Source organism: Algibacter lectus, assembly GCF_900112395.1.
In the GTDB taxonomy this organism is placed as follows: Bacteria; Bacteroidota; Bacteroidia; order Flavobacteriales; family Flavobacteriaceae; genus Algibacter; species Algibacter lectus.
The window spans coordinates 342,420-356,440 of record NZ_FOLN01000004.1 but is presented as its reverse complement, the minus strand read 5'-3'; the positions used below and the strand labels follow the sequence as shown (position 1 = coordinate 356,440).

Here is a 14,021-nt window from a genome sequence, read left to right as displayed (position 1 = left end):
AAGGCGGGCGTGTATAGTGCATTTTATTTATTGAAATTTGTAAATAGTTAGGAGTTTGTTAATTATTCAGACTAAAGGTGTAGCGTGATACACTTATGTAACTTATTAACTAATTGATTTATAAATACTTAAACACATGTTACACTGCTACACCCTATTTCAAACCCTTGTATTTTTTATACCCTATACCTATATACTATATATTATAATAATAAGTGTAACAGTGTAACAAGGCTAGTAATAGCAAGGGATTGAACGTTTTTTTAGGGTGTATCACGCTTGTATCAATGCGTAACGCTTGTATCATTAATTAAATAGTTTCTCAAGCTCGCTGTCTGTAATTGTAGTTTTTTCTGTTGGTAGCTCAAAATCCTCATTTAGATTATATATTTCGTCCTTAGTAAAATGATAGTATCTACGTTGTTTTATGTCGTTGCTAATACTGGTAGTATTGCCGCTATAAGATGAAATAATTATACTGTGAAAAGGGTTTCGTTTACGCTTAGCATAGGATTTTTTATTAAAGTGCTTTTTAACGTCTCTGGCGAACCAACTCGAGTTCCAACGCTCATTCCTTCCAAAGGCTGAAATAAATTGATCTGCGGTAAAATAAACCTCGTTTTTAGTTTCATTTTCTAAAAAATAATCTGTGAGGTTTTCAATTATTGCCTTAATTAGTTGAGGTCGTGCATTCGCCTGCATTTTCTTTGCCGCATCTGTTTGAAACGTTTTAGGGTCTAGCCATAATCGGCTGGCTCTCTCAATTGGTTTATATTCATTAACTAAATAATAAAAAAACGCTGGTACTTCTTTAATTGCCTTTTCTAAAATATCAAAGTCAGTAATAGTAAGGGTTTGAACTTCAATAATCCAAAACCTTGTATTTTCGCTTTCTAATTTTAACATACTATCTGTGTCATTAGAACACATTATAAATTTTAAATAGCAGTCAATTTTGGTAGGTGTTTTGAATTTAGTTTTCATTATCTGAGTTCCGCCAGTGGCAAATTTCTTCAAACGCTCCATTTCATTACCTCCAGCAGTAGATTTTTCGTCTATTCCTACTATTAACTTATTAAGAAAATGGTTATTAAAAGGGCTTATTAAGTCTTCAGGGTCTATAACTGTTGAGTTTGGGCTAAACATATTTAAAATTAGCTCCATACATTTAGTTTTTCCAGTTCCTTGTTTTCCTACTAAACCAATTATAGGTAATGGGTGTTTGGGGTGTACATAAGCAACATATAAATAGGTTAAAATCATGTTGAAATTTTCGCCTCTAAAAACGTGCTGTAACATCTTCTTAATGTTATCATAGTTCCCCTTTTTAGTGCTCCAATTTATCTGTTTATAAAGGTTGAAATATCCATTATAACTTCTATTCCAATTGATATTATTAGGCTCGTTAGTAAACCCCTTATATTTTGGAATTTCGCTTAAACACTTTTTACCATAATCTGTAATAATAGTGTCTTTAGTTAATGGGATAAACTCTTTTCCATCATTATAATGAAAGTCGTTTCCAGCTCTAAATATTTTTATAAATTCAAAAGGTTTATTATCTTTACATTGCAAATCAGTAGTTAAGATATTAGGGTTGTGTATGTTATCCATATTCAATCCTTATTTTTTACAATTAGATAAAAACTCATCATTTTCAGCTTCCAACTCTTTTAAAGTTTTCTGCTTTCCTGTTTTTATCCAGTCGACAATTTCAGATTTAAAAAAATAAAGTCTATTGCCTTTTTTATTGTGTGGTATCTCATTACGTTGCACATAACCGTAAAGTGTAGGCTTTGTTAAACCTGTGATTTTTGAAACCTCATTAAGATTAATAGGTGTTTCAATTTCGGGTTGAGGTTTTCCCTTTTTAGATAGTAAGGCCAAAATTTCGCTTTGCCCTCGTTGTAGTTCAGCGACTACGTTTGGTAATTGATCGAAAGATAATGTATTCATTTTTGCACTTGTATTTTTGTTACAAATGCTAAATTATATATTTGTTAACCTTTGATTACTAGTTAAGTAAGTGCGGTAATAGCAAAAGTAAGTGCAGTAATAATAAAAGTAATTAAAGTAATCGTTTGTTAGTTTTTGGATTGAAATTACTTTTTACATTTTCATATTCCCATCCTTGAAAATTGTCAGTTAAAAGTTTAATAAAAATTTCTTGTTTTTGAGTAGTACCGAAATAATCAAAACAATTATTATTATAAAATTCATAAAATATACTTTGTATCAATAGTTTTTCGCCTTTAGGCACTGAATTGATTTTCTCCTTTGGTAAATCTGTTTTGCCTAAAAAAGCCCTTTGTATAAAATTGTTTAATTGTGTTTCAGTTAAAAATGGTTTTCCGTTTTTACTTGTATTAGATGTTAGTCTTTTAAAATGTTCTTTAGGTATATCTAAAGGCATGGATTTACAAAAAATATTTTCTTCATTTATTTCTATTCTTTTTTCATTCTGTTCAACTTGTGCCGCTTCTCCAGGTTCAGCCGCTTTAATTCCTTTTAGCAGATTAAGCCATTGTTTTGCAATAGGTATCCATTTTGTTATATCGTGATTTTTCCAAATTCCTTTTTGGTATTTATACTCATATTTTGCAAATGCTTCTTTGGTTTTAAATCCATTGTTATTTTTAGCTTTTTCAAACTTTTTTTCAAATAGATTTAGTAATTCCCTTTCGTCCGATTCATAAATTGCACCTAAAACAATTTCATCCTGTATATTGTAAGGCCTTGTTATTGTATCGTTTCTAATACCCTTTAAATCTTCTTTACACAATTCCTTTAATGCTGAATTATTTAATTCATTGTGAAGCCTTATATCTTCAAAATAATGTATTGTACCTATAAATTCCAAAGTCCATGCTATTAAATTGTGTTTTGTTTCCATATTGTAAAATTGCATTGCGTGCAAAAAATGTAAAAAATGATGCTTTTTAAAAACCTTTTATTTTAGTTAAAAATCTAGTAAACTGTTTGCGAAATCTTTTTTTGCCTCATCTTCAAAACCTGCGAAATAATTTTTTGTAACACTTAGATCACTGTGATTTAATGCCTCGCTTATAAACTCCATACTAGCACCTTTACGGACTGAATTAGTGGCAAATGAATGTCTAGCCCAATAAGTAGAAATATCGTTTGGTAAATCGTTTGCTTTTGCTATTCTTTTAATATGGTCGTTAATTAATCGAGTAAAGTTTTTAATTTTCTTGTACTGTGTTTCAGGTGTATCTTCTTTAGATATGATATTAAACACAAAACCAGTTTTTAACTCACTACCATACTTTGAAATAATGCTTTTTGTAAAGTCTGTTAAGTAGATTTTAATTTCTGTTTTTTCGGCTGTTTTATCAAAGGTTTTAGCCCTGTAATAAGTGAAATAATCTTCTTTAATATCTGAATATTTTAAAAGCGCAATATCTTTTAAATTCATTCCGTTGCTAGCATAACTAAAAAACCAAAAATCTTTGGCTTGTTGTTCGTTATCATTTGTAACCTCAGCATCAAACAGCGTTTTTAACTGAGTAGAATTTAACGCCTTTTTTACTTTCTTACTTCGTGGTATCTTGTATTTATTATCTTTTGTTAATCCAAAAGGGTAATATTCTTTGTTTAAGTCATTTGCTCTAATAGCGTTGTTAAAAACAGCCTTTAAAGTCCTTGTGTAAATTCCAACGGTTGTAAAGCTTTTGCCTTTAGAGATCATAAAATTTTGATATTCTTTTAACCAGTCAGCCGTAATAGTTGTAAAAGTTAGTTTATCAATTTTACTTGCATCCTCTTTTGTATTGTCTTTGTCAATAAATTGCGTTAATGATTTTAACGTGTATTTGTAGCTTTCGGCCGTTCCGATTTTATCATTTTTTAAATTCTTCTGAATAACTAAATCAAAATGATACTTAACATTCTTTTGGTCGGTAGATTTACGAAAATATTTAGTTTCAAATTTAGCGAAATCAAAAACACTCATTTCTTTAGCAACTTTATTTGCTCTTGTTTCAAATTCTTGAAGTTTTAAACGCATTTCCTTATTTGTACCTCTTAAACTTTTGTTTTCAGCGTTTACCCAAATTTTTTTAAACTCATCATTTGTCAAATGAACACCTAAACTGTATCGCTTATCTTTTTTAAATGCTTTACTAAACACTCTTAATTTAACAGGGCATTTTTCGTCTTTATATTCATCACTGGTCTTTCCTCTACGATCTAATACTATTGATATTCTGTAAATCATTGCCTTTTGTTTAATACAAATATAATCATTTGCCCACAATTTGCCCACAAATAATATTAATAAACAAATAATAGATATTAATAAAATGCACTATGTTTACATTAAACTACTGTTTTTAGGCTTATTAGACAACAAACACATATATAACATATAAGTAAATTCATGACTGGCAGTCAAGAGGTCGTCGGTTCGAATCCGATCTTCTCCACATTAAAAAGCTTCTCAGAAATGAGGAGCTTTTTTGTTTTTTTAAACTGTTTTACTCCATAATATTAAAGGCATTTTAAGTTTTTGTAAACATCTTTAAATTGGTTAGTAAAACTTGTAGCTTAGCGTTTTGAACTAATAAATATATCGAATCATGAAATTTTATTCAATTGGAATTTGTCTTTTATTTATAATTTTTCAAAGTTGTAATAATACAAATAAAGATAAAACGACGAGTAAAACTATTAAGGTTATGACTTACAACATCCGTCTAGATGTGGCTTCGGATGGTGAGAACGCTTGGCCAAACCGAAAAGCTTTTTTGTGTTCGCAGGTGTTGTTTAATGCACCAGATATTATGGGTGTTCAGGAGGCGAAACCAAATCAAATGCTAGATTTAAAGCAGGCATTAAAAAACTATAAAACCATTGGAATTGGGCGTTATGGCTTAAATAAAGGTGAGTTTTCGGCTATATTTTATAATTCAGAAAAAGTAAAAGTTGAAAATGAAAATACTTTTTGGCTTTCTGAAACTCCAGATCAGGTTTCTAAAGGTTGGGATGCAGCACATCCAAGAATTTGCACTTACGGGTTATTTACAAATCTTGAAACTAAGAAAAAATTTTGGGTGTTTAATACCCATTTAGACCATAAAGGGCACGAAGCGCAATTGCAGGGTGTTGCTCTAATTCAGGATAAGATAAAAGCGCTTAACACAAATAATTTACCTGTTGTTTTAATGGGAGATTTTAATGCCGAACCTAACACTGAGTTAATTACGAAACTTAGCCAAAGTATGGACGATTCTAAAGGCTTAGCAAAAGTAGTTTTTGGCTCTAATGGTACTTTTAGTGGTTTTAAGACTGAAAAACTAGTTACTCGTAGAATTGATTATATTTTTGTTTCTAAAACTAATATTGAAGTTGAAAAATATGGTGTGTTATCGAGCTTGGTGGATTTGAAATACCCTTCGGATCATTTTCCTGTTTTAACCGAATTAATCATTAAATAACCTTCCAAAAAAAGAATGTTTTCAGAATAGTCAATTTAATAAGAAACACTTTGAAGCTTGATATATCATCAAAGTTTCAAAGTGTTTTTTTAGGTGAATTTATTGAACGGTAAACTCAAAAATTTGAGATTCCGAAGTATTGTTATTAGCATCTTTAGTAATAACACGCCAAAAATAAGTATTACCGGAACTCACGGTTACCGAAACATTATTTGCTGTAGTAGTGGATTCTGTTTGTGTTGGTGGACTTACGGTTCCGAAAAGGACTTCATATTCTGTAATATCATTATCAACATCTTCACCTAACCATTCTAAGGATAAATTTACTATTGAAGCCGCTAAGGAAGCCGATAGAGCAGGGCTAACCAATTCCGCAGGAAATGGAGCGTAAGATGACGTTGCTTCGCCTGCATTATAAAATTTCCAAGTATTACTTTGTGCTGTTTCTGTTCCAGAGTTTTTAGAAACCACATACCATGAATATGGCGTGCCTCGTAAAATAGTAACACTTTTTTCTGAAACCGAACTTGTGTAATTGGTTGTAGTTTGTGTGTCTAAATTTTTAATGAATAGTTGATATGATTTTACATTTTGAGCATCATTCCAGTTAAATAAAATAGTGCTTTCAGTACTTGTTAGGCTAGAACCTTCGGTGCATTCAGAATTTTCTTCAGGGAATGATAAAGTTGCTGCAGTTGGTGTTTTTACTTCATTGTCTGGATCCGGATCAACATCGTCATCGCTATTGCCCCCACAGTTAAAAATGAAAAGACATAAAACGAAACTTCCGAAGATATATTTAAGTGAATTTTTCATTAGTTCTTAATTATTTTAAAACTTTTGTTTGCTGTTTTTGTAACCACTTTTAATAAGTAAACGCCTTTTTCTAATGGAGTTACATCTATTTTTAGTGTGTTGCTAGTTGTCTCAGTGTTGTAAACACGTTTTCCTAAAATAGAATAGAGTTCTACTATAGCTTTATCGTTGTTTAATTCGCTCAAGTAAACATTTAATTCGTTGTTTGAAATTGGATTAGGAAACACAGTTAATTCGTCTCCATAAAAAATAGATTCTTCAAATTTACCTTGACAAATTTTATCGGTTTCTACGGTAATCTTGTTTTCTCCATTTTGTAAAGTAAGTTCAATTTCAGAATTTGAAGTTTCCGTAGTAACACCATTAAGCGTAATTTTATAAAGAGAACCACCACTCATGTTAAGTGAAACTAATTTCTTGCCATTTGCAGATTTTGATAGTACCGATAAATTTTCTGGCTCCGTTATGGTAATGTTGTAGCATTGCTCGTAATCTGGTTGGTTTTCAACAGTAATGCAAACATTATAATGACCAGAAGCTAAATTGTTTTTAATAAAACTACTTGTAAAAGCATCGTTACTATTTAGGTTGTCGCCCGTAATTTTAACGCTATAGTTTAGATTCTTTTCTGCGGAAATATCAATAAAACCATTATTGCTATTTCTGCAAGTTTCGTTACCAATTTGTAGTTTAAAGTTGTTGGCCGGTAAACTAAATATTTCACAACCGTTAGCATCTACTGCAGCTCCAATTGGAGTGTTGCTACACGTATCATTTGTGTTTAAAACACCGTCGCTATCAAGATCTTCTGGATTAATAAAGGTTTTGTCTCCAAAAATAATAAACTCGCCAGCCTTTAATGTTATCGATGCCGTGGTGCTGGTAACTTCCATAGGCATGTTTCTGTCTAGCAAATTATACCAAGTACCTGTTTGCTGAAAATTAGGCGTAATATTTTGTGCTGTAATACCAAAGTTACCAAGTATGGTAATGTATTTAATATCGTTTTCTGTAGCGCTATCCAGTGTTAAATGGATGGTTTTTAATCCTGAAGATTTGTTAGTGTCAACCTCGAAATTAGTGGTTTTGAATATAGGTTCTTCAAGTTTTAAACGAATTAAATTACGCCAAGTGTCATGAACAGATTTTCGGTTAGCATCATTTAAGTATTCCCAAAGGATAGGTTTGTTGCCAACTCTGCCGTTTTGGTCTATAGAAATATCATACCCCAATTCTCCAAATTGCCAAATCATTTTTGGTCCTGGTACCGTAAAGAAAAATGCGCCAGCGGTTTCTACACGTTTTAAGGCTGTGTTTAAATCTTTAACATTGTAATTAGTGTTGGTTGCTCCAAAATTAAGGTTTCTGTACATCATGCGTTCTTCATCATGACTTTCCATGTAGCTTACGGATGATGTGGCTTGTGCAAATCCTTTTTGTTTATATGAAACGTTTCCGAAGTTAGATTTTCCATCAGTGAAAAATCCCATAGCGGCATCGCTATAAGTTCCGTTTAAATTGTTCCAAAGCATGATACCTTTCCCTTCATTTATACGATAGTTCGCCCATTCGTTCTCCTCAGTAATACCACCAAGATGCTCAAAAATAATATAGAAATCATCTTTTTTATCCCATTGGTAATCTGCATATTCTTTTAAAACGTCTACACGGTCTTGCTGATAGCTTCCAGTACAACTCTCGTTGTTTTCAGTACAATTTTGAGTAAATCCTTTGGTTAAATCCCATCGGAAACCATCAATTTTATATTCGTCAATCCAAAATTGAGTAACACGCTTTACATAATCACGAGTTGCTGTTTTACTATGGTTAAAATCGTTAAAAACACTATAGGCATGTTTTGCTGTTTGGTTAAAAAACGGATTATCTGCAGAGGCTGTTCCTCCGTAATTACCGTTATCGGTGTTCCAAAGTCTGTAATATGGATTTTGTCCAGAAGCATGATTAAAAACAACATCTACAATAATAGCTATGCCACGACGGTGGCATTCGTCTACCAAAGCTTTAAAAGCATTTTGTGTACCGTAATATTTATCGAGCGCCATGTGAAATGAAGGGTTGTAGCCCCAACTTTCGTTACCATCAAATTCATTTAATGGCATTAGTTCTATGGCGTTTATACCTAGGTTTTCTATATAATCTAGTCTGCTTTTTAAAGCATCAAAACTGTGTAGAGCATCAAAGTCGCGAAGTAGTAATTCGTAAATTACTAAATCGGTTTTTTCGGGAGCTGTAAAATTGGTTACTTGCCAATTATAGTCTGCATCACCTGTTCTTAATAAAGTAATATTGTGGTTTGTTTTTCCTGTTGGATATGCTGGTAAATCGGGATAAGTTATCGCGTTGATATATTGATCGTTCGATTCTGTTAAAATAACTGGAGAATATGGATCTGCTATTTTTATAGAAGCATCAACCATATATTGGTACATGTGGTTGGTTTGTGGTGTTAACCCTGTTAGTTCTATCCAAAAACGATCTTTACTGCTGTCTTTCTTCATTAAAAAAGCATCATCTATCGTCCAATTATTAAAGTCGCCAATAACATGTACAAACTCTTTTAGCGGGGCATAAAGCACCAAAGTTGCTTTAGTGTTGTCGGTTTCATTATAATTAATACCATCTAATAGCCCATTTGGTAAAGTGGCTTCTGTAGTGGCCGGAATTACAATAGCTTCGAATATTTTAGATTCTGTTTGTGTGCCATCCGTAATTTGTAATTCGAATGTTGTGGTTTCGTTTACCGGGTAATTGTTAGTATATGTTGTAGTTTGAATAGCTGTATCTACTGTGTTATTGTTGGCCAGAAGTGTAAAGTTGGCCACAGTACTAGAAGTCGCATTAATAGGAAGCGTTTCGCCAGCATTCAAAATAGTTGTTGTTTTTGTAGGCATGTTTAAAAATAGTTGAAAAGAACCAATATCGAAAAAGAAATCGGCACAACCTGATGCTTTTAATTCTTGATTTCCAGATGCATTTCTAAAAACCATACCCATTTTGGTAGATTCGCTTTGTTGCTCGCTTGTTAAACTATAATAAACGGATGGTGTTATAGTGATGCTCCAAGTGCCATCGTTATTGTTTGTCATTTCGCCAATGCCATCATCAGCGCCCCAATTTCCTATGGTTTTAATGCCCCAAGCATCGGTGTCGTTACCTATGCCAGAGTGCATGTAGACTTTGCTTGGTGCAGATATACTATTGCAATCTGTTGCCGTGCTGCTGAGGTTTACCGTAATGGTTATTTGGCTTGTAACTTCGAAAGCGCTAGGTGAAATAGTAACTTGCGAGATAGTGGTTAGGCTAAATAACAAGAACGTAAATAGTAACAGTTTTTTCATCTGTTTTGGTGTTTAGTTAAGTTGTAGTGTGGTAAAAGAAGGTTTTAGTTAAAAATATACGAACGCGTCGTTTTTATAATAACTTCTTTTTTAAGAAAAAAAAGGCTGATATAAATCAGCCTCTTTTATAGATTTAATATTTTAGTTTGGTATAATGTTGTAACTACCATCTAAGTCATTGAACCAGAAATCGTAACTGCCTGTTTCTGCGTTGAACGGAATGTTGTCTCCGTCACCAGATAAATTAGCTTTACCATAAAGTTGATTAGATCCTGAATATCTCCAAACATCTGCCCAATCATCATTTGCTCTAATTAAGATGAAACCTCCACTTGTTAATGTTACACCATTAATGTACCATAAGTGTGGATTGTTAGTGTCCTGAGTAAAATTAGTGTCGTTATCACCGTCCCAACCGTTTGGTGTAGCATCTCCAATAATAGCCATAGAAGTATATGTTGGTGCTGCAGAAGCATCGTATGCTTCTACTGTAAAGCTACCGGATTCTCCGACTGTAGTGAAATTATACGAGTAGTATCCTGCAGTGGCAATATTAAATGTTCCTGGGTCTGAACCGCTACCAGTATTTACTGCTAGAGCAGCGCCATCATTTGTTCCCCATTGTGGTTGCCATGCGCCTTTAGTTTCTAATAATTTAAAAGCTCCTGCTCCAAAATACCCAACATAAACATAGTTGTTTGGTACATCTTGGTTTCTAAATAATGGTGTGTTATTGTTATCGTTACTCCATCCTGGTGATGTTGCATCTCCAACAACATATAAGTTAGGGAATGCAGAAAGGTAAGGTGTAACAGAAATGGTTAAAGCATCGGAAATTCTAGTTAATTCACTACCACCAGAATTTGTGTTTTTTGCTACAATTCTAATATCCATGTTGCCAGCAACTTCAGGAGTTAAACCAATGCCAATAGCAACTGCGTTTAATTCTGAATGTGTTGATGATACTGTACTTGCGTTAGTTGTTGTTCCAATAGAAACAGGACTTGCAAAATCAGTTCCTGCTGTAGCGGCTTCAATAATGTAATTGATGTCGGTGCCTAAAGAAGATTCTAGAACAGCGTCTGTCCAATTTACAGTTAAAACCGTGTCGTCAACAGATCCAATAGATAAAACAAAAGTATCGCCAGCCAAAGGGCTAGAAATTACAGGAGCATCGGTTGGATATCTAGTTGCTAGTAATAAAATACTATTAGAAATTTCGCTTCCCGCGGAAACTCTAATGTAAACGGGCACATCTCTAAATGTTGTTGCACCTGAATTTGCAATGGCATTGTTGAACTCAGCAACAGTCATTGAGAAGTTTTTAGCTTCGCTTGTACCTAGAGTGAACGGCGACGTGAATTCGGCGTCGGCCGCCATTTCAACAGTGTAAGAACTGCTTCCGGTTACCTCGTCTTCCCATGACAATGTAAATGCAGGGTTATCTGGCAATGCAAAATTTAAAAACACAGTGCTAATACCTGGTGTGTTTAGAACAAACTCAGCTTCTGGAGCTGTAATTGTTAGGCTTTCTTCTGTTTCGCAAGACGCGAAAAGCATTGTTGACAAAAGCAACAGAAAGCTTATTTTGGTTATATAAAATTTCATATTTTTTCTATTAAAAGGATTAATATTATAAGTTTAAAGGCACAAGAATGTAACGGCCAGTAAGGTCATTAAACCAAACATCGTAATCGTCTTCTACAATTACAGGGATTGATTCGCCACCATCTGTAGCAACTCCAGAAAATCCTGTTGAACCACCCCAAGCAGATCCCGTGTTTGTTACAAACGTAAGGTCTCCAGGTGTTAAATGTAAAGCTGCTGCATACCACATATGTGTGTCTATAGCTAATGCTGTTAAAGCTGTAGTTGTGGTACTTGAGCCTTGAACTTCAATACTAGAAAAACTTGTTGCTCCTGTAGTGCTGTAAGGTGTTAAAGTGTATTTTTTAGTAGAAAAATCTATGCTGAATTGATAGTAACCAGCTGTTTCTACTCCAAAACGTCCTGGGTCTCCAGATTGTGTTGTTGGGTTTCCGGCAATATCGCCAGCTGTTGCTGGTACATCGTCACCTTCATTTGGGGCAACACCCCATTGTGGTTGCCATAAACCTCTACTTTCTAAAATTTTAAATCGACCTTCATCAAATCCTCCAGGTGTTGTAAAATATCCTGTGTAATAGTAAAGGTTTTGGTTGGCAGCGTCTCTAAATAATGGTGGGTTATTCGCGTTGTTATTCCATCCTGCAGATGTACCGTTTCCTACTAAATAGTAATCATCAAATACATAGTTATAATATGGGTATACATCAAATTGTACTGTATTTGATGCTATAGATTCACTGCTTTGTGAACCTAAAGATGCTACAACTCTAGTGTATAAAGTACCCCAAGTAAAAGGATCTAAACCTGCGCTACCTGCAGCGGCGTTTATTTCACTAGTAGATAATGTTAGGTTGTTACGGCCTGTAACGGTAGATGCTGTAACAGGAGTTGTAAAAGCATCGTCGTTCGCAAATTGCACAGCATAATTAATAGCTGTTTGCTGTCCGTAATTAGATTCTACCCAGTTTAATGATAAAGCTGGGTTGTTTGTATTGTTTGCATCGAGTTCAATTTGGCTGAAGTTTAAATCGGCTAAAATTGGTGACGATGGTTCTGAAACAGAATATATATCAGTGGTGTCTTCGCAAGAACTCAGGCATAGTAAAACTAAACCAATAATGCTAAACACTGAAATGTTTTTAAATTTTTTCATGGTCTTAATTTGTTTTTAATTTTAGTACCCTGTGTTTTGAGTAAGGTTAGGGTTTGCTGCAATACTTCCGGTTGGAATTGGATATACATTAAAGTGTGATGGTAAAGAGATACCATTGCTTCCATTACCTTTCCATGCCCAGTTGTAGTTTCCACCAGTAAATTTATTGTAACGAATTAAATCTTGTCTTCGGTGTGCTTCCCAGTGTAATTCACGAGCGCGCTCATCTAAAATAAAATCTAAAGTTAAATCTCCAGAAGAAATAGTATTTGGGTTATGTGCTCTAGTTCTTAAAGCATTTACATAACCAACAGCATCGCTAATAGTACCGCCACCGCCTCTTAAATGTGCTTCTGCATACATTAAGTATACATCGGCCAATCTAAATAAAGGGAAATCGGTATCAACAAAAGTTTGATCGGCACCAGCGCTTCCTGTTGAGGTTGCGTTTGAATATTTTTTAATAATGTATCCAGTATCTTTATCGGATATTTCTGTAATATCAATTGGTCTATCTGCAGAGATAATAGTATTTCTATCATCGTCAGCAAAAGAAGCATCAAATAGATTAGCTAATTGTTTTCTAATTCTAAGTGCACCACCCCAACCAGGTTTACTAACACCAAGTTCTAGTCCGTTTTCTTCTAAACTTCCTACTTGGCCATTAACCATAACCGTTGTTGGTCCGTAATTTTGCGTTGTTGTACCATCTGAAACTATCGGGAAAATAATTTCGTTTACAGCAGAGTTTGTGTTGTTGTCTGCCATAAAATTGTGTAAATAATTAGGTGCTAATGTGTAACCACCGTCCATTATTTTTTCGCAATAGGTTAAGCATTCCGTGTAATGGTTCTCACCAATATAAACTTCAGCATTTAAATACATTTTAGCCAAAACCATATAAGCAACCGATTTATCGGCACGACCATATTCGTTTTGTCTAGAATCTATTAAATCAGTATCGATTGCTATTAATTCCGATTCAATAAAATCGAATAATTGACCTCTTTCATATACAGGAGGAAACGAGTTAAGATTATCATTTTCTGTAACGAAATTTGCTTTTCCAAAAATATCCATCATGTAGTAATAAGCCATGGCGCGCATTAAGCGAGCTTCAGCTCTATAAGCTACAATGTCGGTTCTTGTAGTTGTCGATACGTTTCTTGCATCTAGTTTAGCGTCTGTAGTTTCTCTTAAAAAATTGTTTGCTAAAGCAATAGAAAGGTGTGCTCTACTAAACATACCAAGTAATAATGGGTTTTGAGCTGTCCATGTATTTCTTTGAATTTCTCTAGCTCCAGGATCATTCTCGTAAGACCAAATCATTTGATCTGCCGATAACGTTTGTACATATAAAAGTACACGTCCAAATTGGCTAGTTCCAGCATCAATGTTTTTAAGGTTTGAATTCCCTGCACCATCGGTTCCTGTAAGTGCTAAGTTGGCATAAATACCTGCTAACACTTGTTTGTAAGCTGCTTCGTTAGTAAAAAGCTCTTCGCTTAATACTGTTTGATCGTCATTAGGAACAATATCTAAATCATCGGTACACGAAGTTAGTGTAGCGAATAAAAGTAGAGCGATCCCAATGGTATTTTGTATTTTAAATCTTGGTTTCATAGTTGT

The 14,021-nt window shown here is 33.8% G+C and carries 10 protein-coding genes; 1 reads left to right on the top strand and 9 read right to left on the bottom strand.

The window, feature by feature from the left end:
* Positions 1-306 precede the first annotated feature (306 nt).
* The 4 genes from BM246_RS09905 to BM246_RS09890 form a co-directional block, all read right to left on the bottom strand.
* Positions 307-1,614: a primase-helicase family protein gene (locus BM246_RS09905; RefSeq protein WP_074937546.1), complete on the bottom strand. Its 1,308-nt coding sequence runs from the start codon at positions 1,612-1,614 to the stop codon at positions 307-309.
* Positions 1,615-1,623: 9 nt separating this feature from the next.
* Positions 1,624-1,956, bottom strand: coding sequence for a helix-turn-helix domain-containing protein (locus BM246_RS09900; RefSeq protein ID WP_074937544.1), 333 nt, complete (start codon positions 1,954-1,956; stop codon positions 1,624-1,626).
* Between the two features lie 112 nt (positions 1,957-2,068).
* Positions 2,069-2,893, bottom strand: coding sequence for a hypothetical protein (locus tag BM246_RS09895; protein WP_074937542.1), 825 nt, complete (start codon positions 2,891-2,893; stop codon positions 2,069-2,071).
* 66 nt (positions 2,894-2,959) lie between these two features.
* Positions 2,960-4,237, bottom strand: coding sequence for a tyrosine-type recombinase/integrase (locus tag BM246_RS09890; protein ID WP_074937577.1), 1,278 nt, complete (start codon positions 4,235-4,237; stop codon positions 2,960-2,962).
* 460 nt (positions 4,238-4,697) lie between these two features.
* Between BM246_RS09890 and BM246_RS09885 the strand changes: the two genes are divergently transcribed.
* The gene (locus BM246_RS09885) at positions 4,698-5,456 is read left to right on the top strand and encodes an endonuclease/exonuclease/phosphatase family protein (protein ID WP_282148704.1); all 759 of its coding nucleotides are present in this window, start codon (positions 4,698-4,700) and stop codon (positions 5,454-5,456) included.
* Positions 5,457-5,555: 99 nt separating this feature from the next.
* Here BM246_RS09885 and BM246_RS09880 read toward each other — a convergent pair whose 3' ends face one another.
* The 5 genes from BM246_RS09880 to BM246_RS09860 form a co-directional block, all read right to left on the bottom strand.
* A complete protein-coding gene (locus BM246_RS09880; protein ID WP_074937540.1) occupies positions 5,556-6,272 on the bottom strand; it encodes a hypothetical protein in 717 nt (238 codons plus the stop codon).
* Complete coding sequence (locus tag BM246_RS09875) at positions 6,272-9,631, bottom strand: alpha-amylase family glycosyl hydrolase (protein ID WP_074937537.1); 3,360 nt, start codon at positions 9,629-9,631, stop codon at positions 6,272-6,274. The genes BM246_RS09880 and BM246_RS09875 overlap by 1 nt, the downstream gene beginning before the upstream one ends.
* Before the next feature lie 141 nt (positions 9,632-9,772).
* Entirely contained in the window at positions 9,773-11,239 is a 1,467-nt protein-coding gene (locus tag BM246_RS09870) for a SusE domain-containing protein (RefSeq protein ID WP_083415754.1), read from the bottom strand.
* Between the two features lie 25 nt (positions 11,240-11,264).
* Positions 11,265-12,392, bottom strand: coding sequence for a SusE domain-containing protein (locus BM246_RS09865; RefSeq protein WP_074937533.1), 1,128 nt, complete (start codon positions 12,390-12,392; stop codon positions 11,265-11,267).
* 21 nt (positions 12,393-12,413) lie between these two features.
* A complete protein-coding gene (locus BM246_RS09860) occupies positions 12,414-14,015 on the bottom strand; it encodes a RagB/SusD family nutrient uptake outer membrane protein (RefSeq protein WP_074937531.1) in 1,602 nt (533 codons plus the stop codon).
* Positions 14,016-14,021 lie beyond the last annotated feature (6 nt).

Excerpts from the sequence above, each read along its gene's own strand:
- BM246_RS09905 (WP_074937546.1), bottom strand. The coding sequence starts at position 1,614 with ATGGATAACATACACAACCCTAATATCTTAACTACTGATTTGCAATGT.
- BM246_RS09900 (WP_074937544.1), bottom strand. The coding sequence starts at position 1,956 with ATGAATACATTATCTTTCGATCAATTACCAAACGTAGTCGCTGAACTA.
- BM246_RS09895 (WP_074937542.1), bottom strand. The coding sequence starts at position 2,893 with ATGGAAACAAAACACAATTTAATAGCATGGACTTTGGAATTTATAGGT.
- BM246_RS09890 (WP_074937577.1), bottom strand. The coding sequence starts at position 4,237 with ATGATTTACAGAATATCAATAGTATTAGATCGTAGAGGAAAGACCAGT.
- BM246_RS09885 (WP_282148704.1), top strand. The coding sequence starts at position 4,698 with ATGACTTACAACATCCGTCTAGATGTGGCTTCGGATGGTGAGAACGCT.
- BM246_RS09880 (WP_074937540.1), bottom strand. The coding sequence starts at position 6,272 with ATGAAAAATTCACTTAAATATATCTTCGGAAGTTTCGTTTTATGTCTT.
- BM246_RS09875 (WP_074937537.1), bottom strand. The coding sequence starts at position 9,631 with ATGAAAAAACTGTTACTATTTACGTTCTTGTTATTTAGCCTAACCACT.
- BM246_RS09870 (WP_083415754.1), bottom strand. The coding sequence starts at position 11,239 with ATGAAATTTTATATAACCAAAATAAGCTTTCTGTTGCTTTTGTCAACA.
- BM246_RS09865 (WP_074937533.1), bottom strand. The coding sequence starts at position 12,392 with ATGAAAAAATTTAAAAACATTTCAGTGTTTAGCATTATTGGTTTAGTT.
- BM246_RS09860 (WP_074937531.1), bottom strand. The coding sequence starts at position 14,015 with ATGAAACCAAGATTTAAAATACAAAATACCATTGGGATCGCTCTACTT.